The sequence below is a fragment of the Tsukamurella sp. TY48 genome (assembly GCF_019656655.1).
Lineage (GTDB): Bacteria > Actinomycetota > Actinomycetes > Mycobacteriales > Mycobacteriaceae > Tsukamurella > Tsukamurella strandjordii.
In genome coordinates, this window is sequence record NZ_BPMV01000002.1 from 26,731 (window position 1) to 47,115 (window position 20,385).

23 protein-coding genes and 1 tRNA gene are annotated in these 20,385 nt (G+C 70.4%); 11 read left to right on the forward strand and 13 right to left on the reverse strand.

Annotation, left to right across the window (positions count from 1 at the left end):
- Positions 1–3: 3 nt before the first annotated feature.
- Positions 4–462 (reverse strand): hypothetical protein, encoded by a 459-nt coding sequence (locus TTY48_RS15890; protein WP_220658640.1) that lies wholly within the window; start codon positions 460–462, stop codon positions 4–6.
- 38 nt (positions 463–500) lie between these two features.
- Positions 501–1,559, reverse strand: coding sequence for a sorbosone dehydrogenase family protein (locus tag TTY48_RS15895; RefSeq protein ID WP_220658641.1), 1,059 nt, complete (start codon positions 1,557–1,559; stop codon positions 501–503).
- 139 nt (positions 1,560–1,698) lie between these two features.
- On the opposite strand from TTY48_RS15895, the gene TTY48_RS15900 reads away from it, so the two are divergent.
- Positions 1,699–1,772, forward strand: a tRNA-Pro gene (locus TTY48_RS15900).
- 51 nt (positions 1,773–1,823) lie between these two features.
- Here the strand turns inward: TTY48_RS15900 and TTY48_RS15905 are convergent.
- From TTY48_RS15905 to TTY48_RS15915, 3 genes are read right to left on the reverse strand one after another with little or no spacing between them, the layout of a single operon-like run.
- The gene (locus TTY48_RS15905) at positions 1,824–2,576 is read right to left on the reverse strand and encodes a DUF998 domain-containing protein (RefSeq protein WP_220658642.1); all 753 of its coding nucleotides are present in this window, start codon (positions 2,574–2,576) and stop codon (positions 1,824–1,826) included.
- Between the two features lie 48 nt (positions 2,577–2,624).
- Positions 2,625–3,200, reverse strand: coding sequence for a GNAT family N-acetyltransferase (locus tag TTY48_RS15910; RefSeq protein ID WP_220658643.1), 576 nt, complete (start codon positions 3,198–3,200; stop codon positions 2,625–2,627).
- Complete coding sequence (locus TTY48_RS15915; RefSeq protein ID WP_220658644.1) at positions 3,197–3,889, reverse strand: NAD(P)-dependent oxidoreductase; 693 nt, start codon at positions 3,887–3,889, stop codon at positions 3,197–3,199. Before TTY48_RS15915 ends, TTY48_RS15910 begins: the two co-directional genes overlap by 4 nt.
- Before the next feature lie 76 nt (positions 3,890–3,965).
- On the opposite strand from TTY48_RS15915, the gene TTY48_RS15920 reads away from it, so the two are divergent.
- Positions 3,966–4,622: a TetR/AcrR family transcriptional regulator gene (locus TTY48_RS15920; RefSeq protein ID WP_220658645.1), complete on the forward strand. Its 657-nt coding sequence runs from the start codon at positions 3,966–3,968 to the stop codon at positions 4,620–4,622.
- Here TTY48_RS15920 and TTY48_RS15925 read toward each other — a convergent pair.
- A complete protein-coding gene (locus TTY48_RS15925) occupies positions 4,619–5,017 on the reverse strand; it encodes a heme-binding protein (RefSeq protein ID WP_220658646.1) in 399 nt (132 codons plus the stop codon). The genes TTY48_RS15920 and TTY48_RS15925 overlap by 4 nt on opposite strands.
- Positions 5,010–5,786, reverse strand: a complete 777-nt coding sequence (locus TTY48_RS15930; RefSeq protein ID WP_220658647.1) for an SDR family oxidoreductase — start codon at positions 5,784–5,786, stop codon at positions 5,010–5,012. The genes TTY48_RS15925 and TTY48_RS15930 overlap by 8 nt, the downstream gene beginning before the upstream one ends.
- Before the next feature lie 104 nt (positions 5,787–5,890).
- Here TTY48_RS15930 and TTY48_RS15935 point away from each other — a divergent pair, with 104 nt between their 5' ends.
- Together TTY48_RS15935 and TTY48_RS15940 are read left to right on the forward strand one after the other, a co-directional pair.
- Positions 5,891–6,445, forward strand: coding sequence for a TetR family transcriptional regulator (locus tag TTY48_RS15935; protein WP_220658648.1), 555 nt, complete (start codon positions 5,891–5,893; stop codon positions 6,443–6,445).
- Between the two features lie 174 nt (positions 6,446–6,619).
- A complete protein-coding gene (locus TTY48_RS15940; RefSeq protein WP_220658649.1) occupies positions 6,620–7,060 on the forward strand; it encodes a nitroreductase/quinone reductase family protein in 441 nt (146 codons plus the stop codon).
- 60 nt (positions 7,061–7,120) lie between these two features.
- Here TTY48_RS15940 and TTY48_RS15945 read toward each other — a convergent pair whose 3' ends face one another.
- The 3 genes from TTY48_RS15945 to TTY48_RS15955 form a co-directional block, all read right to left on the reverse strand.
- Positions 7,121–7,306 carry a CsbD family protein gene (locus tag TTY48_RS15945; RefSeq protein WP_220658650.1) on the reverse strand — a complete coding sequence of 62 codons (186 nt, stop codon included), beginning with the start codon at positions 7,304–7,306 and terminating at the stop codon, positions 7,121–7,123.
- A gap of 99 nt (positions 7,307–7,405) precedes the next feature.
- Positions 7,406–8,311, reverse strand: a complete 906-nt coding sequence (locus TTY48_RS15950) for an aminoglycoside phosphotransferase family protein (protein WP_220658651.1) — start codon at positions 8,309–8,311, stop codon at positions 7,406–7,408.
- Positions 8,312–8,318: 7 nt separating this feature from the next.
- Positions 8,319–8,882 carry a maleylpyruvate isomerase N-terminal domain-containing protein gene (locus TTY48_RS15955; protein ID WP_220658652.1) on the reverse strand — a complete coding sequence of 188 codons (564 nt, stop codon included), beginning with the start codon at positions 8,880–8,882 and terminating at the stop codon, positions 8,319–8,321.
- Between the two features lie 52 nt (positions 8,883–8,934).
- Here TTY48_RS15955 and TTY48_RS15960 point away from each other — a divergent pair, with 52 nt between their 5' ends.
- A complete protein-coding gene (locus tag TTY48_RS15960; protein ID WP_255585776.1) occupies positions 8,935–9,771 on the forward strand; it encodes an alpha/beta fold hydrolase in 837 nt (278 codons plus the stop codon).
- Here the strand turns inward: TTY48_RS15960 and TTY48_RS15965 are convergent.
- On the reverse strand, positions 9,768–10,328 hold the full coding sequence (locus TTY48_RS15965) for a molybdenum cofactor guanylyltransferase (RefSeq protein ID WP_255585777.1): 561 nt from the start codon (positions 10,326–10,328) through the stop codon (positions 9,768–9,770). The genes TTY48_RS15960 and TTY48_RS15965 overlap by 4 nt on opposite strands.
- Positions 10,325–11,524 (reverse strand): gephyrin-like molybdotransferase Glp, encoded by a 1,200-nt coding sequence (glp, locus tag TTY48_RS15970; RefSeq protein ID WP_220658653.1) that lies wholly within the window; start codon positions 11,522–11,524, stop codon positions 10,325–10,327. Before glp ends, TTY48_RS15965 begins: the two co-directional genes overlap by 4 nt.
- 130 nt (positions 11,525–11,654) lie before the next feature.
- Between glp and fdhD the strand changes: the two genes are divergently transcribed.
- Together fdhD and TTY48_RS15980 are read left to right on the forward strand one after the other, a co-directional pair.
- Positions 11,655–12,509 (forward strand): formate dehydrogenase accessory sulfurtransferase FdhD, encoded by an 855-nt coding sequence (gene fdhD, locus TTY48_RS15975; protein ID WP_220658654.1) that lies wholly within the window; start codon positions 11,655–11,657, stop codon positions 12,507–12,509.
- Between the two features lie 48 nt (positions 12,510–12,557).
- Positions 12,558–14,903 (forward strand): FdhF/YdeP family oxidoreductase, encoded by a 2,346-nt coding sequence (locus TTY48_RS15980; RefSeq protein WP_220658655.1) that lies wholly within the window; start codon positions 12,558–12,560, stop codon positions 14,901–14,903.
- Position 14,904: 1 nt separating this feature from the next.
- On the opposite strand, the gene TTY48_RS15985 is transcribed toward TTY48_RS15980, so the two are convergent.
- On the reverse strand, positions 14,905–15,378 hold the full coding sequence (locus TTY48_RS15985; protein ID WP_220658656.1) for an OsmC family protein: 474 nt from the start codon (positions 15,376–15,378) through the stop codon (positions 14,905–14,907).
- 61 nt (positions 15,379–15,439) lie between these two features.
- On the opposite strand from TTY48_RS15985, the gene TTY48_RS15990 reads away from it, so the two are divergent.
- The 4 genes from TTY48_RS15990 (at position 15,440) to gcvH (ending at position 20,368) form a co-directional block, all read left to right on the forward strand.
- Entirely contained in the window at positions 15,440–16,888 is a 1,449-nt protein-coding gene (locus TTY48_RS15990; protein ID WP_220658657.1) for a M28 family peptidase, read from the forward strand.
- Between the two features lie 45 nt (positions 16,889–16,933).
- Positions 16,934–19,243, forward strand: a complete 2,310-nt coding sequence (gene secA2, locus TTY48_RS15995; protein ID WP_220658658.1) for an accessory Sec system translocase SecA2 — start codon at positions 16,934–16,936, stop codon at positions 19,241–19,243.
- A gap of 4 nt (positions 19,244–19,247) precedes the next feature.
- Positions 19,248–19,853 (forward strand): CDP-alcohol phosphatidyltransferase family protein, encoded by a 606-nt coding sequence (locus TTY48_RS16000; protein WP_220658659.1) that lies wholly within the window; start codon positions 19,248–19,250, stop codon positions 19,851–19,853.
- A gap of 110 nt (positions 19,854–19,963) precedes the next feature.
- Complete coding sequence (gcvH, locus tag TTY48_RS16005) at positions 19,964–20,368, forward strand: glycine cleavage system protein GcvH (protein WP_220658660.1); 405 nt, start codon at positions 19,964–19,966, stop codon at positions 20,366–20,368.
- Positions 20,369–20,385: the final 17 nt, after the last annotated feature.

Genomic DNA, 20,385 nt, shown 5'->3' on the forward strand with positions numbered 1-20,385 from the left:
CCGCTACCGGGCGCGCTTGCCCTGCGGCGCGAAGGTGCCGGACGCCTGCCGGAAGCCGACCCCGTTGAGCGTGCACTCGATCCCGCCGCCGCGGATCGCGGTGCACGACGCCCCGAGCACCGACAGGCGCGCCCCCTCGGGGAGCGCTCGCAGCTTCTCCTGGGGCGTCCGGTCCTCCAGGTACCGCCAGCCGCGCTCCGTTATCTCGATCGCGTTCGGCCGCACCACGCGCCGGCCCACGGTGATCCGGGTCCCGGCGGGTGGAGCGATCACGCACCGGACGGTGGTGGGTTCGGCGCTGACGGTGCAGTTGCGGTTCGCGCCCTCGTAGCGGTACTGGAAGGCGTAGTCGCCGCCGTCGGTGCGGTAGCGGTCGGCGTCGATCGCCGGTTCGGCGTCGGCGGGCGTCGCGGTGACCACGACGGCCGCCGCCGCCGCGATCGCCAACAGTGCACGCCTCATGCGGGCAACTGTAGCGCGGTCGCGGGCGTCCGTGCAGGTCAGTTGATTCGAAGAATCCGATCGTCGCCGGCGCGCGGGGCGCCTCGACCGTCGGTGTTGTTGGTCAGCGCCCACACGCCGCCGCCGGGTGCGGGCGCCACATCGCGGAGCCGCCCGAATTCGCGGACGAGCTGCTCGGTCGAGGTCGACGGGGCGGCGAGCGGCACCACCCGCAGGCGCTGCCCGCGCAGGTTCGCGATGTACAGCCGGTCGCCGACGACGGCGATACCACTCGGGCTGGCCTCGGAGGTGGGCCATTGCTGCAGCGGATCCACGAAGCCCGTGCGCCGACCGATCCCCTCGACCTCCGGCCAGCCGTAGTTCGCGCCGGCCTGGATCTCGTTGAGTTCGTCCCAGGTGTTCTGGCCGAATTCGCTCGCGTACATCCTCCCGTCCGGTGCCCAGGCGATTCCCTGGGCGTTGCGGTGCCCGTAGCTGTAGACCAGCGAGCCGGGGAACGGATTGTCGGCCGGACGGCCACCGTCCGGCGTCATCCGGAGGATCTTCCCGGCGCGGGAGTCCAGATCCTGTGCCCGGTCCGGCAAGCCGGCGTCGCCGGTGGTGGCGTAGAGCATGCCGTCGGGTCCGAAGGCGATGCGGCCGCCGTTGTGGGTGGACGCCGCGGGCAGGCCGGTGAGGATCGAGCGGGACGGTCCGAGCGCGTACGAGCCCGCGGAACCGCGGAGTTCGTAGCGGTCGATGCGATTGTCGGCGTCCGTGGTGAAGAAGGCGTACAGCGCGCCGTCGCGCACCGCGATGCCCAGCAACCCGCCCTCGCCGCGCGCCACGGCACCGTCAATCCTGCCCACCTCGCGGGTGGAACCGCCGACCAGCTCCAGGATCCGGCCCGAGTCCCGCTCGCTGACCAGTGCCGCGGTCCCGGCGAAGGCGATCGACCACGGCGCGTCCAGCCGGTCGACAACGGTGGCCACGCCGCCCGACTGTGCCGACGGGGTGCCCGTGCCCGGGGGCGACGAGGGGCTCGCCTGCGTGCACGCGGTCAGCAGGAGCAGCGCTGCGGCCGCCGTCGCGAGGCGGGGGTGACGTCCGATCGTCATGGTGCGCGCCCTTCGTCCGAGTGCCTCCACGGTAGGGCGATTCGCCCGAATCGGCAGGCCGCTCGGGGAAGCGGCCAGGCGATTTCTCGCCCGGTGATGCGGTGGGGTAGTCTCGTACAGCACCGCGCGAGCGGGGCGGCGGGCTGTGGCGCAGCTTGGTAGCGCACTTGACTGGGGGTCAAGTGGTCGCAGGTTCAAATCCTGTCAGCCCGACACCACGAGTCGCGGGTCCTCACCGAGGGCCCGCGATTCTGCTGTTCGGGGTCAGTCGGGTTGTGCGGACGCCGCGTTCGCGCGTCCGACGCGGACGGCGACGACGAGCAGGGCCACGCCCACGGCCACTCGCCACCACAGGAACGGATCGATCGCGGCGCGCTCGGTACCTCCCGGGCCGATCGGATTGCCCCACGGAATCACCAGCGCGGCGAGCCCGGAGATCCCGAACAGCAGGGCGGTCACCCCGGCGAGGTCCCACCGGCGGGGCACCAGGAGCACGATCGCGATCGCCATCAGCGCCATACCGGAGACGTGCTCGACGTACGCCGCGATCGGGTGCACCACGGTCCGCACGGGCGGTCCGCCCGGGAATTCCCCTGCGCTGCCGGGGAACAGGCCCACGCATGCCAGGGCGATCCCGTTGATCGCCGCCAGTGCGAGGACGATCCGGTCCCACGGCCGCGGGATGCGCGGCAGCAGCGCCGCAGCGGCGGCGATGCCCAGTAGCCCCACCGCCACGAAGGCCGCGTTCATCACCGGATGCCAGGGTGAGCAGATGTATCGATCGGCCACCGCCAGATCGCCGAATCGGCTCATGTCGCCGAGGCATTCGGGCACTCCCAGATCGCTGATCATGTTGCCGGTCCAGCTGTACGGCTGCGGCCACCGCGATGCGACCACGACCTCGGCCAGGAAGTACAGCACCGATGCCGCGAGCAGGCCGCCGGCGAGAGCGGTGCGCGCGGGACTCATCGCGGCCGTCCGGCGCAGCGAGGGGAGACGAGAGATCGTTAACGACACAAAGCACTGTGTATCAGTCGAACGGCCGGCGCGCATCCCGGCAGTGGCTCAATGGGATTCGCGCCACATCGGCCAGATCGTCGGTCCGTCCGGGGTGATCCGCACCGGACCGCCCCTGTCTGCGAAGCCGTGCCGCGCGTAGAACCGGCGATTGTCCTCGGACGACGCCTCCAGATACACCGGGAGTCCGCGCGCCGCGGCGCGGCCCGCACCGTCGGCCATGAGCGCCGCGCCGATGCCGTGGCCGCGCAGGCGGCTGTCGACGGCCATCGAGGGCAGGTACACGTGCGGCGAGTGCGGACGGGCGGCGTCGGTGGCGGCCTGGATGGCACGCATCCGGTGGGCGAGCGGATCGTCGCCGGGGATGTCGCCGCTGCTCGCCTCGGTCAGCCATATCGACGCGCCGACGACCGCGTCGTCGGCGCCGGTCGCCACCAGGACGTCGCCGGTCGTGAGGGCGTGGCTCAGCGCCGCGGCGAACATCATCCGCAGAATCGGCGGCCGCATCGCCGCGTCCGGATGCGTCCACCTCGTGAGCGGATCGTCGTGGAAGGCGTCGGCGCACAGTGCGGAGAGCGCGTCGAGCTCGCCCGCGACCGCCGTGCGCGTGCGCACCCCGGTCATGCCGACACCGCCGCCGGAGCGGAGCGGCCCACGATCGCCGGGGCGCGATGGATCAAGGTGTCGTCGGTGAGCGCCTCGATCATGAAGAGTGCGTAATCGACCCGACGGGTGCGATCGCGCGCCAGTAGCGGATCGCCCACGTGCTCGGCCCACAGCGGCGGCCCCTCGCTCGGGCCCTCCTCCAACGTGCTGCCGCGCGCCACGGTCCAGTGTCGGTCGCTGGCGAAGACGCGCCGCGCCGCGGCGACCTGGTCGTCGATGTCCATCACCCGCAGCGCCCGCATGACCCGGGTGACGGTGGCCTGGGCGAGGCGGCTGCCGCGGGAGTAGTGGTCGCGGTCGTCGCGCGGGACGTGCCAGCCGCATGAGAAGACCAAGCGGGCGTCCGGTTCCGCGTAGTCCAGGACCGCCTGTGCGGTGCCCGACGCGTAGCCGCGCACGCCCCACGGCACGAGCACCGTCAGCACCCCGTCGCAGCCTGCGACCGCGCGTGCCACCGCCTCCCGGTCATCGGTGTCGCCCCCGACGATCGTGATCCGGTCGGCGAGATCGACGAGCTTGCCGACGCTGCGCTCCCGGCAGACGCCGACCACCTCGTACCCCCGATCGAGGGCGTGGCCGATGAGGTATCGGCCGAGTTTGCCGGACGCGCCGATCACGCAGATCCGGTGGATGTCCCTGCTGCCCACGATGCTCCCATCTCTGACTTACGTTGTAAGTACAGTAGGCTTACTGTGTAAGTTCGCGCAAGAGTCGGGAGGGTCGATGGTCGAGCGGAAACGGGCTCCGCTGACGCGGGAGCGGATCGTGGGAGCCGCGGTGTCGCTGGCCGACGGTGCCGATCTCGCTGCGGTCACGATGCGCGCGGTGGCGGCCGAACTGGGGGTCGAGGCGATGTCGCTCTACAACCACGTGGCCAACCGGGCCGCGCTGGTGGGAGGCATGATCGACGCGGTCTTCGGGGAGATCGAGCTCCCGGGGCCCGACGTGCCGTGGCGGGACGGTGTGCGCGCGCTCGCGGGATCGACGCGCGACGCGCTGCGTAGGCATCCGTGGGCGATCGGCGTCATGGACTCGCGACGCGATCCGGGGCCGGCCACCCTGCGCCATCACGATGCGGCGCTGGGGCTCCTGCGCCGCACCGGGTTCTCGGTGCGCGGCGCCGTGCGGGCGATCGGCGCGCTCGACGGCTACGTGTACGGCAGTGTGCTCGCGGAGCAGAGCCTGCCCGTCGGTGCAGACCGGACGGTGCGGGACGCGGCGGCGGAGGCGGTCTTATCCGTCTCCGCCGCCGACTATCCCTATCTGGTCGAAGCCGCAGCTGCGCACGCGGGCCCGGGATCCGAGGACCCCGGATTCGATGCGCAGTTCGCGTTCGGCCTCGAACTCATCGTGGGCGGTCTCGAGCCGGACGCCCGCTAGGCGGCTGCGGCCCGCGCGAGCGCATCGTCCTGCTCGGGTGAACCGCCCGACGCTCCCAGGCCGCCGATGAGCGCCCCATCGGCGTCGAACAGGGGCACGCCCCCACCTACGAGCAGGAGGCCGGGGGAGTGGATGTGATCGAAATGCAGCGCCGGCTTACCGATCTCGACCGGAGCCGCCAAAGCGGCGGTCGGCGCCTGGAACATCACCGAGGTGCGCGCCTTGGCCTGGGCGAGTTCGTTCGAGGCCAGCCATGCGCCATCGGTCCGGGCGAAGGCCACCAGGTTCGCGCCCTGGTCGAGGACGGCGAAGACGGCCTTGACGCCCGCGGCCTCCGCGGCCGCGATCCCCTGGGTGATCAGCCGGTTCGCATGGTCGAGCGTGATCTCAGGCATTCTGCGTCCACTCCGTCTCCTGCCACTGCTTCGCGGCGTCGATGGTGGCCAGCGGGCGCATGGTCCGGTACAGGTGCTCATCGGCGGGAATGATCTCGACCATCGCGTCGATCATCTCCTGCGGGTCGGCCTGATCGGCCAGGCTGTCCCCGAAATCGGGCATCGGCACGACTGCGGTGTCCTCGTCGTACCACTGCACGTAGCTCTCGGCGCCGGTGTCGTTGAAGCCCGTGCCGAAGACGCCGGGGTTCACGGTGGCCACTCGGACGCCGTGGGGTGCGAGCTCGGCCTTCATCGAACCGGCGATGGCCTCGATCGCATGCTTGGTGGCGCAGTACGCGCCGAGGAACGGGACCACGAGGATGCCGCCCATCGACGACGTCCACACCACCTTCCCCGACTTGCGGGCCACCATCTTCGGCACGATGGCCTGGACCAGTGCCAGGTGGCCGAAGACGTTGATCTCGAACGACTCCCGGACGCGCTCCAGGGGGATGTCGACGACCGATCCGCCCTCCATGACGCCGGCGTTGAGCACCAGCACGTCGGGGTCGTACTTCGCCGCGTGGGCGATGTCGATGTCGTCGAGCAGGTTGAGCTTGATGACGTCGAGCTGGACGCCCGCCTCGGCGGCGTCGGCGCGCAGGCTCCGGACCTGCGGCCAGGTCTCGGCGGTGGCGACCACGGAGTGGCCGGCGCGAGCGAGGGTGATCGCCGCGCCGCGGCCGAATCCGGAGCTGGCTCCGGTGATGAGGATCTTCTTCGACATGGGTCTCTTTCGTCTCGTTCGGGTGGGTGTCATCGAGCGTGCCTCCGTTCCGGACGTTTGTCAATAACTGGTTAGTTACAAACCGTTTCGGTACTGTCCGTCACGTGCCACCCGACGCGACCGAGACGAAGCGGCGGATTCTCGCCGCCGCGCGGCAGGAGTTCGCCGAGTTCGGGCTGGCCGGAGCGCGGATCGACCGCATCGCCGATCAGGCTCAGGCCAACAAGCGGTCCATCTACATGCACTTCGGACCCAAGGAGCAGCTCTTCGACCTGGTCGTGAGTGCGGCACTGGGAGCGATGGCCGAGGCCGTCGCCTTCGATGCCGACGACCTCGCCGACTACGCCGTCCGGCTCTTCGACTACCTGCTCGCCCACCCGGACACGCTCCGGCTGACCACCTGGGCGAACTTGGAGCGGCCGGTGATCACTGCGAACGACGCCGAGACCTACAGCGCCAAGACGGATGCGCTCGCGGCACGCTTCGGGGACCGATCCGCCGACGTGCTCGCCCTCGCGCTCGGCCTCGTCACCGCCTGGGCCTCGGCGTCACCCGCGCTCATCGCTCCGACGGGCGGCGACGCCTCCGCGGTCGCGGTTCGCCGCACGATGTTGGCGCGCGCCGTGTCGAGCCTCGCGTCCACCTTCTCCGCGCAGTAGCCGAGTATTCCTCCGCACCAGCGGTTTTCGCCGTCTCGCAGGAGAGTGGTCGATCGATCAGGAATCCCCACGGCGGATGCCGCGTTGTCGGGATCATGGCCGAGAACACCGGAAAGAACGCGCTGTGGGTGTTCGCGCATCGCGTCGGTCCGCTGCCGCGGGCATGATGTGGGCATGACACTCTCAGACAAGGTCACCGAGCTCGGTGCGTGGGGACTGGAGAACGGCCACCGCGCGCTGCTCGCGGTCACCGGCGGACGGTTCCCCAAGCGCGTTCTCGGCATGCAGACCCTCGAACTGCACACCGTGGGGCGCAAGTCCGGCCAGCGACGCTCCACCATGCTCACCGCGCCGCTGTACTCGCCGGACCGCGTAGTGGTTGTCGCATCCAAGGGCGGCCACTCCGACAACCCCGACTGGTACAAGAACCTCGTCGCCAATCCGGATGTGGAGATCACCGTCGACGACGTGACCTCGCCGTGGACCGCGCACTCTGCCACCGCCGACGAGAAGGCCGCGCTGTGGCCGCAGATCGTCAAGGCCTACAGCGGTTACGACGGGTACCAGAAGCGCACCGACCGCGACATCCCCGTGGTCATCTGCACGCCCCGCTGACCCAGGAAACGACGATGCGGCCGAATCGATGATCGATTCGGCCGCATCGGCGGGATGAAATCAGTTGCCGGACAGCTTGTCCTTGGCCGAGTTCACGCTGTTCTCGACGCTCGTCTTGGCCTTCTCGGCAGCCTCAGAGGCGGCGTCGCGCGCGTTCGCAGCGTCCTGCTCGAGCTTGGCACCGGCCTCCTTGGCCTTGTCCTTGAGCTCGTTGGCCTTGTTCTTCGCGTCATCTGCGAAAGACATGCGCTGTCCTCCCTGTAATCGAGTACGTGTGGGGGTGTTCCCTCACGGCGCAGACAGTACTCCTAAACCGGCCCCCATGGTTGCTATCGCATCGCTTCTTCATGCGATGTTCAACTCCTCCTGCAACCCGACGAACGCTGCCTCGTCGTCGGGGCCGCCGGAGTGCCGACGGCGGAACCACTCCAGGTACTCATCGATCTCCGTCAGCCGCCATTCCCACTCGAACAGTTCGACCGCCCAATCCCGCGAGCCCACCTCGCGGCGCAGGTCAGAGGGTAGATCGAGATGATCGCGCTCGGGCGGCGCGAGGCGCAGGGACTCCCAGTCCACCAGCACCAGACCCGCCGGTGTCCGCAACTGATTCGCATGGTGCGGTTCGCCATGCGTCGGCACCCACTCGACCGCGAGCGCACGCTCGACGAGCGCCGCGTGCCGCCCGGTCCAGGTAAGAATCTCGGCGAGCCGGGATCGGATCGCGCGCCGTGCGGGTTCGCCGAACGGGCCCGAACGCCACGGTCCGGCGGTGGCCTCCGCGATGGCGTCGGCGAGCCCGGGGCGAACCCGGGTGCGCCACCGCGGGACGCCGTCGCCCTGGGCCGCGTGCAGGCCGCGCAACAGCTCCGCCGTCTCCGCGGCGTGGGCGCGGGCCTCGTGCTCCGACGGGGTCGTTCCGCGCAGCCACGGCGTGACGCTCAGGCCCGCACCGTCGAGCTGCACCACCGCGGTCCCGGCGCTCGACGGCACCGGCGCGACGACGCCACGGACGCCGGCCGCCTGCAGGCGCGCCGCCGCGCCGTACGCGGCCGCCGCCTCCGCGAGGGGACGTAACTCGGTATCGGCATCGACGGTGGCGAACAGGACCGGACCGCTCGCATCGTCGATCCGCCAGTGATGCGCGCCGAACCCGACCGGCAGGTACACGGCGGCCGCGGCATCGGTCGCCCAGTGGGTGCGGACCGCCGCCAGTACCTCGGTATCGGACGGGGACGGTGGAGCGGTGAGCACGCGACGATCAGTGCGCGGGATCGCGCCCGATGTAGGCCATCAGCGAGACCACTTCACCGGCGCCCGCGGGCGGCTCGATCGGCGCCCCGAACTGACCGGACTGCTGCAGCGCCTCGCCCATCGACTCCAGGCCGGTGTGCAGACCGGCCGCGAACCCGGGATCGAGATCGGGCGTGATCCCGTTGGAGCGAGCCAGATCCCACGTGTGCATGAACACGTCCGCCGTGTAGAACCGATCCACCAGCTGGTTCAGCGGCAGATCGCCCATCATCGGGGTGGACACCACACGGTCGGCATCGGGGGCGTCGAGCAGCCCCTGCACCGCCGCCGTCAGCAGGCCGAAGGCCTCCGCCGGGGCCACCGCATTCGCGGGCGCGCCGATCAGCTCGACTCCGACGGACTCCAGGAAACCGGGGAGCCACTCGACCAGGTGCGAGACCACATCGCGCGCCCGCCACTCCGGCACCGGCGTCTGCGCGTCCCAATCGGAGATGGACCGCGACACGTCCGCGAAGGTCTTCGCGACCGCGCGGTGCCGCTCGGCGGGGGTGAGGCCGGTGAGATCAGTCATGCCGACACTGTCGCACGGAGGACTGACAGACCTCTCGCCTAGCCTCGGATTCGTGACCGAGTACCTCACCATCGCCACGCCCGCCGGTTCCTTCGACGCCATCGCGGCCGGGCCCCCGGACGGTCGCCCGGTGCTCCTGCTCCACGGATTCCCCGAGGCCGCGATCGAATGGCGCTACCAGCTGGCGGTACTCGGCGACCGCGGCTACCGGGCGGTGGCACCCGACCAGCGGGGCTACTCGCCCGGCGTGCGCCCCGAACGCCCCGCCGAGTACGCGATGACCCCGCTCGTCGAGGACGTCGTCGCCATCGCGGACGCACTGGGCTGGACCACCTTCGACCTGATCGGCCACGACTGGGGCGGCGCTGTGGCCTGGTGGACCGCGGCCGAGCATCCAGGCCGGCTGCGCTCGCTCACGGTGATCTCCACTCCGCACCCCGCGGCGCTCGCCGAGGCCCTGCGCACCGACGAGGAGCAGCACAACCGCTCCCAATACATGATCCGGTGGCGCGAGACGCCCGCCACCGAGAACGCCATGCTCGCCGAGAACGGCCGCGAACTGCGCCGCATGTTCGACGGCGCCGTACCCCGCGGCACTGTCGACGACTACGTGCAGCGCCTGCAGGAGCCGGGCGCGCTGACCGCCGCTCTGAACTGGTACCGCTCCGGCCGCCCGGCCACCGCGATCGGCACCGTCGAGGTCCCCACGATGTACCTCTGGCCCACGGACGACGCGGCCTTCGGCTCCACCGTCGCCTTCGGCACCGAGCGCTATTGCACGGGCCCGTACCGCTTCGAGATGCTGGAGGACGTGAGCCACTGGGCTCCCGAACAGGCACCTGAGGCCGTGACCGGCCTCATCCTGGAGCAGCTCGAGGCCACCCGCTAGTCGCGGTAGCCCTCCACATCGGCCCAGGTGTCGAGATCGAGGGCCGCATCGCGATCATCGTCGAGGGCCACGAACCGGAGGCCGTCCAGCACCGCGCGCATCGGGGCACCGTCGACCGCCGGCAGCGCGGCGAGCGCCCGCCGCAGCGGCGCCATCCGGTACCGGGCGGCCAGCCACTGCAGGCGACCGCCGGAGTCGCGGAGCACCAACGCATCGGCATCGTCGGGCAGGGGAGCGGCCGTGAGCTGATCGACGATGCCCGCCGCACGCGGCAGGTCGCACGCCAACACCAGCACCTCGCCGGTCCCCGGCAAGAGCGCCGCGACGCCGGCGGCCAGCGCGGCGACCGGCCCACCGAAAGGCGGCTCCTCGCGCACCACCGTGATCCCCGGCCGGGCCAGGGACGGCGGACCGACGGCGATCACGGGCAGGCCGCGCACCGCCGCGTAGACACGTTCCACGAGTGGGACACCGGCGATCTCGACCGCCGCCTTATCCGCGCCGCCCAGGCGGGTGGCCCGCCCGCCGCCCAGCACCAGCGCGGCCGTCACCGTCATCGGAGCACCAGCACCGTCACGGGATCGCCCACCCCCACTTCGTCGACCCCCGTGGGGACCAGCGCCAGGCCGTTCGCGTCCGCCAGGGAGGCCACCAGGTGCGAGCCGCTGCCGCCGCGTGCGGCGGGCCGCACCGACTCGTCGTCGACGATCACCGGCAGCACCTGATCGCGCTGCGCGGGGGAGCGCCAGCCCACCGCCGCCCGGCGGATCATGCGGGGCCGCATCACTTCCCGATGGCCGGCCAGCGACCGCACCGCCGGCCGAACGAACATCTCGAAGGACACCGCGACCGCCACCGGATTGCCCGGCAGGCAGAACACCAGCATGCCGTCATCGGACACTCCGAAGCCCTGGGGCTTGCCCGGTTGCACGGCCACGGAATCGAAACGCACTCCGGACCTGCCCAGCACGGTGCGCACCACGTCGAAGGCACCCACGCTGGCGCCGCCCGAGAGCACCACGGCATCCGCCTCGATCTCCGCGAGTGCCGCCGACAGTGCCGCCTCATCGTCGGCGACGGTGCGCACCGTCGCCGGCTCGGCCCCGGCCTCGCGCAGCGCGGCCGCCAGCAGGAAGGAGTTCGAATCCGGGATCTCGCCCCGCGCGGGATCGGCGGACGGTGCCACCAGCTCGGATCCGGTGGACACCACCGCCACCCGCGGCCGCCGCCGCACCCGGACCCGATCGTGTCCCGCCGAGGCCACCGCCGAGAGCTGCCACGGCCCCAGCTCGGTCCCGGCAGCCACCGTCACCGCATCCGCGGCCGCGTCCTCGCCGCGCCGCCGGATGTGCGCCCCCGGCTTCGGCGCCCGCGTCACCACGATCGACTCCGGTGCCACGGCTGAGACGGCGATACCGAGGTCGGTCGCCTCCAGCGGGACGATCGCATCGGCGTCCGTGGGGACGGGCGCGCCGGTCATGATCCGCACGGCCTCACCGGGGCCGAACCGCGGATCCTCGCCGCTGCCGGCGGGGACATCCGCCACCACTCGCAATCGCGCTCCCGGCGTGGCATCGCCGCCGCGCACCGCGTACCCGTCCATCGCCGAATTGTCGAAGAGCGGTACCGGCCAGCGGCCGCGCACGTCCTCGGCCAGCACCGAGCCCAGGGCCGCGGCGAGCTCGACCGAGTGCGCGGGCAGGGGCCGCGCGGCGGCCAGTATCCGGCGCAGGTGCTCGTCGACGGTGATCACCGCACTCCCTTCCACGCTCCGGCCTTGCGGCGTTTCGGGCAGCGTAGCGGGACCGGGGTCGACTGTGATTCGCGAGTCAACCGCCGCATCGCGTCGAAATCGAGCAAACTCCCGGAGTAGCGTCAAGGGCATGGGCAGGATCACGACACGCAGAGCGGTGACGAAAGTCGCCGTCGGGGTCGGTGCCGCCCGCAAGGTGGACACCCTCGCGGTCGAGGAGCCCCTCGAGATCCGGGTGTCCGGCAGCCCGCTCGCGGTCACGATGCGCACACCCGGGCACGACGTGGAACTCGCCGCGGGGTTCCTGGTGTCCGAGGGCGTGATCAGTCGCGGAGAGCAGTTCGCCTCGGCCATCCACTGCGGCGGCCCCGGCACCGGCGGCGAACTCAACCAGTACAACGTGCTCGATGTGACCCTCGCCCCCGGTGTGGCACCGCCCGCCGTCGGGGTGACCCGCAACTTCTACACCACCAGTTCCTGCGGCATGTGCGGTAAGGCCAGCATCGACGCCGTGGAGACGGTGTCGTCCCACGACGTGTCGAGCGACCCGGTCGATGTGGACGCCCGGGAACTGGCGGCGTACCCGGACCGCCTGCGCGAGCAGCAAGCCGTCTTCGACAAGACCGGCGGGCTGCACGCCGCCGCACTGTTCGACGTCGCGACCGGCGAGCTGCTGGTGCTCCGCGAGGACGTGGGGCGGCACAACGCCGTCGACAAAGTGATCGGCTGGGCCGTGCTGCGCGACCGGCTGCCCCTGCGCGGCACCGTCCTCCAGGTCTCCGGCCGCGCCAGCTTCGAACTCGTCCAGAAAGCCGTGATGGCCGGGATCCCCGTCCTGGCCGCGGTGTCCGCACCGTCGTCGCTCGCGGTCGAACTCGCCGACCGGGCAGGTCTCACCCTGGTGGGCTTCCTCCGCGGCGAGACCATGAACGTCTACACCCGGCCCGAACGGATCCGGGTCGAGTCCCCGGCCCCGATCGGCTGACCCAGCCCCCGACCTCAGCCCCAGCCCAGCACGAAGGAGAGCCGAAACATGGCGATCGACAACGACCCCAACGAGACCCGCGTCCGGGTACCGGGGCTGATGCCCGATGTCCCGCGCCAGGGCGGGTACGGCCCGGTCACCGACGGTGCCTGGTCGTCGAGCCCGTACCACCACGCCGCCGCGTCCTGGGGCGCCGCGAAATCCGTGGGCACCATCCTGTTCAAGCAGCGCGAGCTGATCCGCGGCACCCACTCGATGTTCGTGATGAACCACCCCGGCGGCTACGACTGTCCCGGGTGCGCCTGGCCCGACGACAAGAAGCTCACGCTGGACTTCTGCGAGAACGGCGTCAAGCACGTCACCTGGGAGATGACCCCCAAGCGCGTGGGCCGCGAGTTCTTCGCCACGCACACCGTGACCGAGCTCGCCGACTGGACCGATTTCGATCTCGAGGACCAGGGCCGGCTCACCGAGCCGATGGTCTACGACGCCGACAGCGACAAGTACGTGCCGATCTCCTGGGACGCCGCCTTCGCGCTGGTGGGCGAGGAGTTGCGCGGTCTCGCCAGCCCCGACGAGGCGTCGTTCTACACCTCGGGCCGGCTCAGCAACGAGGCCACGTTCCTGTACCAGCTGCTGGCCCGCGAATACGGCACCAACAACCTCCCGGACTGCTCGAACATGTGCCACGAGGCCTCGGGCCGCGCGCTGCAGGCGTCGATCGGTACCGGCAAGGGCACCTGCGATCTGGAGGATTGGGAGGAGGCCGACGCCCTGTTCGTCATGGGCGTGAACGCGGCATCCAACGCCCCGCGCATGCTGACCGCCCTCGCCGACGCCACCCGCCGCGGCGCGCAGGTGGTGCACGTCAACCCGCTGGTCGAGGCCGGCGCCACCAAGACGATCGTGCCGCACGAGATGGTCGATATGGCGCTGTTCAAATCGACCTCGGTCTCCGACATGAACCTGCAGGTGCGCCCCGGCGGCGACCTCGCCCTCATGCGCGGCATGGCCAAGGTGGTCTTCGAGGCCGCCGAGACCGATCCCACGGCGATCGACCGGTCGTTCATCGACGACCACACCGCCGATTACGAGGCCTACCGCGAGCTGGTGACCGGCACTCCGTGGTCCGATCTCGCCGAGCAGTCCGGACTCTCGGAGGCGCAGATCCGCGCCGTCGGAAAGGTGTACCTCGACGCCGACCGCAGCATCATCTCCTGGTGCCTGGGCGTCACCCAGCACGAGCACGGCGTGGACACGGCCCGCGAGATCATGAACCTGCTGCTGCTGCGCGGCAACATCGGCCGACCCGGCGCCGGACCCTCGCCGGTGCGCGGCCACAGCAACGTGCAGGGCAACCGCACCTGCGGCATCGACCACCGCCCGCCGCCGTGGACCGACAAGCTCGACGAGGTCTGCGGTATCACCTCGCCCCGCGAGCACGGTCTCGACACGGTGACCACCATCGAGGGCATGCACGACGGCTCGGTCAAGGTGTTCGTGGGCATGGGCGGCAACTTCGTGATGGCCGCGCCCGACACCGCGTACACCGCGGCGGGGCTGCGGCAGTGCGAGCTCACCGTGCAGGTGTCCACCAAGCTCAACCGCAGCCACCTCGTGCACGGCCGCAAAGCCGTGATCCTGCCGTGCCTCGGCCGCACCGAGAAGGATGTGCAGACCGCCGGACTTCAGGGCCAGACCGTGGAGGACGCCATGAGCATGGTGCACATCTCCACCGGCAAGCGTCGTCCCGCCTCGCCCGAGCTGCGGTCCGAGCCCGCGATCATCGCCGGCATCGCCGCCGCCACGCTGCCCGACAGCCGCACCCCGTGGGCCTGGTACGTCGAGGACTACGACCGGATCCGCGACGTCATGGCCAAGGTGCTGCCCGGCTTCGAGGGCATGAACGAGCTGATCAAGCAGCCCGGCGGATTCCGCATCCCGCAGCCCGCCCGCCAGCGCGACTTCCGCACCCCCTCGGGGAAGGCGCACTTCTCGCTGGCACCGCTGCCGAACGTGATCCCCGCCGACGCGAAGACCCTGGTGCTGCAGACCATGCGCAGCCACGATCAGTGGAACACCACGATCTACTCGGCGAACGATCGCTACCGCGGTATCAAGAACCTGCGGGAACTGATCTTCCTGAACGAGGCCGATATGGCCGAGCGCGGGCTGTCCGAGGGCGATTTCGTGGACATCACCGCCACCTCGCGCGACGGCAGCGTGCGCACGGTCCGCAAGTTCCGGGCGCTGCGCTACGACCTGCCCCGGGGTAGCGCCGCCGGGTACATGCCGGAGATGAACGCACTCATCGGGATCGCCGACTTCAGCACCCAGAGCGATCAGCCGTTGATGAAGAACGTGCAGGTGCACGTGGAGCGCAGCGCGGGCTGACCTACTCGGTCACGATCACCGGCTCGTGCGAGACGGGCAGGTTGAGCGAGGCCGCGATGTAGCACTGCTCGCCCGCGTCCCGGTGCAGGGCGCGGGCGAGTTCCACATCGGTGCCGGCGCGCACCGTGACCCGCGGCCGCAGCTCGATCGCGGTGAATCGCCCACCCGCGCCCGGGGTCTCGGTCATGGTGCCGGTGGCCGCGTCCACGTAGTCGAGGACCACCACGCCGCGGCGGGCGCACAGCGCCAGGTACGAGAGCATGTGACAGTTCGCCGCGGCGGCCACCAGGAGTTGTTCCGGGTTCCACAGGGCCGGATCGCCACCGAAATGCGGGTCCGCGGTGGCGGCGATCGACTGCGTCGCCGCGGAACTGAGCAGATGCGCACGCGGATAGGTCGCGTAATCGGCGGTGCCCTCGGGCGCCGACCACTCGACTTCGACTGCGTAGATGTGCGTGTTCGGCGGGCGGATCATGCCTCAGTTGTATCTAATGGCAACCATGGTGCAAAGGCTAAACATTTCGACATCAGTCCGTATGGTCTCGCTGATCGCCGTCGCGGGTCTCGGAATCGCCGCGTGCGGCTCGTCCTCGGATCAGGCGGCACCGTCGTCGTCCGCGGGTGCGTCCGCCAGTGAAACCGGTACCCCGAAGCGGCCCGCCCCTCCCGGCGGCGCCGACGACCCGGCGGCCACCGACAAGGCCCGGTCGCTGTCGGACACGGTCCAGCTCGACGGTGCCGTGGCGCACCTGCGTGCCTTCCAGGACATCGCCAACCGCAACGGCGGCAACCGCGCGCTGGGCAGCCCCGGCTACCAGCAGAGCGTCGAGTACATCGAGAACGCGCTGCGCACGGCGGGCTTCGACGTCAAGCGCCAGACCTTCCAGGCCAGCTCGTGGACCGTCTCCAAGCAGGAAGCCAGCCTGGGCGACGCGCCGCTGAAGGTGGCCGCCCTCAGCGGTTCCGGCGGCACCAACGGCGATCTCACCGCCAAGGTGGTGGCCACCGGCAACCAGGGCTGCAGTGACGCGGACGTCAGCAAGGTGACCGCCGGATCGATCGCCGTGGTGGAGCGCGGCACCTGCAAGTTCGGGGAGAAGTACCAGAAGGTCTTCGCCAAGGGCGCCGCCGCGCTCATCCTGGTCAACAATCAGGACGGTGATTGGAAGGGCGGCACCCTGGGCCTCGACGACGGCGCCGGCATCCCGGTGGTCGGCGTCTCCAAGGCCGACGGTGCCGGTCTGGTCGACGGTGCGCAGGTCCAGCTCTCCGTGGACGCCAAGACCGTCAAGGCCGACACCTGGAACCTGATCGCCGAGACCAAGAAGGGCAACGCCGACGCCGTGCAGATGGTGGGCGCGCACCTCGACAGCGTCACCGAGGGCCCCGGCATCAACGACAACGGCACCGGCTCGGCCGCGGTGCTCGAGACCGCGGTGAAGCTCGGCGCCGATGCCGATGTCAAGAACAAGGTGCGCTTCGCGTTCTGGGGCGCCGAGGAGGAGGGCCTGCTCGGCTCCGAGAAGTACGTGGCCGATCTGCCGCAGGACGAGCGCGCCAAGATCGCCCGCTACCTCAACTTCGACATGCTCGGCTCGCCCAACGGCGTGCTCTTCGCGTACGACGGCGACGGCTCCTCGAAGCTCGAGGGCAGCACCGTGGGCCCCGATGGCTCGGGCGTGATCGAGCAGGTCTTCCAGCGCTACTTCTCCGGCAAGAACGTGCCGGTCTCGTCGAGCGCCTTCGACGGCCGCTCGGACTACGGCCCGTTCATCGCGCAGGGCATCCCGTCCGGCGGTGTGGACACCGGTGCCGACGACAAGAAGACGCCCGAGGAGGCCCAGAAGTGGGGTGGTGACGCCGGCGTCACCTACGACCCGAACTACCACAGCGCCAAGGACACCATCGACAACGTGAACATGGATATCTACCGCTCCGCCGTCGGCGCGGTCGCCTGGGCCACGGGGTACTTCGCGGCGCTGTAACCCACCGGTACGCTCGGAGCTGGTCGAACCGACAGCGGAGGTCACGTGGGCAAGTTCAGCAACAAGATGTGGAAGGTGCTCGGCGCGCAGAGCACGCGGAACCAATCGAGGTCCGTCGCGCTGATCGAGCAGTCCGCCGCATTCGACGAGTGGGCGGCGGGCCTGACCGACGAGGAATTCGCCGACGCCGCCCTCGCGCTGGACGTGTACAAGCCCAAGGCCGAGGATCGCGCCAAGTTCATCGCGATCGCCCGCGAGGCCGCCGAGCGCACCCTGGGGCTGCGGCCCTTCGACGTCCAGCTGCAGGGCGCCGATCGGCTGCTCGAGGGCGATGTCGTGGAGATGGCCACCGGTGAGGGCAAGACCCTCGCCGGTGCCATCGCCGCGGCCGGCATGGCACTGTCCGGCCGGTCCGTGCACGTGATCTCGCCCAACGACTACCTGGCGCGGCGCGATGCCGAGTGGATGAAGCCCTTCTTCGATCTGCTCGACGTGACCGTCGGCTTCGTCACCGAGTCCTCGACCCGCGAGGAGCGCCGCGCCGCCTACGGCAAGGACGTGGTGTACGGCTCGGTCAACGAGATCGGCTTCGACGTGCTGCGCGATCAGCTCGCCACCCGCGCCGACGATCTCATCTCGCCCACACCGGATGTGGCGATCGTCGATGAGGCCGATTCGGTGCTCGTCGACGAGGCGCTGATCCCGCTCGTGCTGGCCGGTTCGGTCAAGGGCGATGTCCCGCAGGCCGCCATCATGGAGGTGGTCGCCCGGCTGCGTCAGGGCCGGCACTACGAGATCGACGAGAACGGCAAATCGGCCTTCCTCACCGACGACGGCGCGAAGCTCGTGGAGGAGGAGCTGGGCGGCATCGAGCTGTACTCCGATGCCCACGTCGCCTCCACGCTGCCGCAGGTGAACATCGCCCTGCACGCCTACGCGCTGGTCGAACGCGATGTGCACTACATCGTGCGCGACGGTGCGGTGAAGCTCATCAACTCCTCGCGCGGCCGTGTCGCGGAACTGCAGCGCTGGCCGGACGGCCTGCAGGCCGCGGTGGAGGCGAAGGAGGGGCTCGCCCAGACGGATTCCGGCGAGGTCATCGACACCATCACCGTCCAGGCGCTGTTGCAGCGCTACGCCCTGGTGTGCGGCATGACCGGTACCGCGCTCGCGGCCGGTGAGCAGCTGCGCCAGTTCTACGATCTCGGCGTCTCCCAGATCCCGCCGAACACCCCGAACGTGCGCGTCGACCAGCCGATGCGCGTGTACGACAACAAGGGCAACAAGGTCGCGGGCATCGTCGAGTACGTCCGCGAGCTGCACGAGACCGGCCAGCCGGTGCTCATCGGCACGCACGATGTGGCCGAGTCCGAGGAGCTGGCGCACATGCTCAAGATCTCGGGTGTGGTCGCCACCGTGCTCAACGCCAAGAACGACGCCGACGAGGCGCGGATCATCGCCGAGGCCGGCAAGAAGGGCGCCGTCACGGTGTCCACCCAGATGGCCGGTCGCGGTACCGACATCAAGCTGGGCGGCAGCGGGGCGGGCGACGACAGCCCCGAACACGACGAGGTCGCCGAGTTGGGCGGGCTCGCCGTGATCGGCACCGGCCTGCACGACACCGAGCGCCTCGATCAGCAGCTGCGCGGCCGCGCCGGCCGGCAGGGCGACCCGGGCACCTCGGTGATCTTCGCCTCGGTGGAGGACCCGCTGGTCGAGCGGCACCTCCCGCTCAAGCGGTCGCCCGGCGGCTTCGACCCGGACACGGGGGAGTTCCCGCGCGGCGGCAAGGCGGCCGACATGCTCGACTCGGCGCAGCGCGTGGCCGAGGGCGCGATGTTGGAGACGCACGCGAACACCTGGCGCTACAACGATCTGGTGAACCAGCAGCGCAATCTCGTGATGGCGCGGCGGCACGCGCTGCTCACCACCGACAAGCCGCTCACCGATTTCGTCGAGCTCGAACCGGAGCGCGTCGACGAGCTGCGCGAGGCCGGCGTGTCCGACGAGGTCCTGGAACAGGCTGCGCGCGAGGCCTTCCTGTACCACCTCGACCGGGTGTGGGCCGAGCACCTCGCCTTCGTCTCCGAGGTGCAGACCACGATCCACCTGCGCGCGCTGGGCAAGCAGTCGCCGCTCGACGAGTTCCACCGCCTGGTGATCGAGGAGTTCCGCAAGCTCGCCGAGGAGGCCCTGCGCCGCGCCCGCGAGTCGCTTCGGGAGGCCGAGATCACCTCCGACGGCATCGATCTGGACGCTTCCGACCTCGGGCGCAATACCCTCACGTGGACCTACATGGTGCACGACAATCCGTTCGCCACCAAGGGCATGGCGAACATGTTCGGATTGATCTAGCGCCATGAACGACGCCGCGGCACCGGCCTCCGACCCGGCACCGTCGGACCGGATCGTCAACGTGCCCAACGCGCTCAGCGTGTTGCGGCTGCTCGGCGTGCCGCTGTTCCTGTGGCTGCTGCTGGTCGAGAAGAACGACGCCTGGGCCCTGGTGGTCCTCATGGTGTCCGGCTTCACCGACTGGCTCGACGGCAAGCTGGCGCGCGTGCTCAATCAGCAGACCAGGCTGGGGGAGTTGCTCGATCCCGCCGCCGACCGGCTGTACATGATCGCGGTGCCCATCGCACTGGCGATCCGCGGGATCATCCCGTGGTGGGTGCTCGCGCTGATCGTGGGCCGGGAGGTTCTCCTCGCGGGCACGGTGCCCTTCCTGCGCAGCCGCGGCATCACCGCACTGCCCACGCTGTACCTGGGCAAGGCCGCCACCATGGCGCTGATGTACGCGCTGCCGATGCTGTTGGCGGGCACCTTCGACAACTGGCTGGGCACGGTGATGCACCCGCTGGGCTGGGCCTTCCTGATCTGGGGCTTGGGGATGTACTGGTGGACCCTGGCGCTGTACTGGTACCAGACGGTGCTGGTGGTGCAGCGGCTCCCGCGGCGGACGTAACCACACCGGTCACAGGGGTTAACACCGGGGCGTGTTGCTCGACCCCGGTGCCGCCCACTAAGTTGAAACCGCCGCGCGCCCGGCGCAGCCCTCGCGAAAGGAAGTCTGAAGTGAGCGCCAGCTTTCCCGGAGAACTGCTGTACACGCCCGATCACGAGTGGCTGCTGAAGAAGAGCGACACGGTGGTCCGGATCGGGATCACCGAGTACGCGCAGGATCAGCTGGGCGACGTGGTCTTCGTGCAGCTCCCCGAGGACGATGCCGAGGTCACCTCCGGCGATTCGTTCGCCGAGGTGGAGTCGACCAAGAGCGTCTCCGACATCTTCGCGCCGCTGGCCGGCCGCGTGGTGGCCGTGAACGGCGAGCTGGACTCCAGCCCCGATCTGATCAACTCCGATCCGTACGGCGAGGGGTGGATCGTCGAGATCGAGGCCGCCTCGCCCGAGGACCTCGAATCGGCGCTGGGCGAACTGCTCGACGCGGACGGCTACAAGGCGCTGACCGCCGAGGCCTGAGCGGGCGGTGAAGTCCG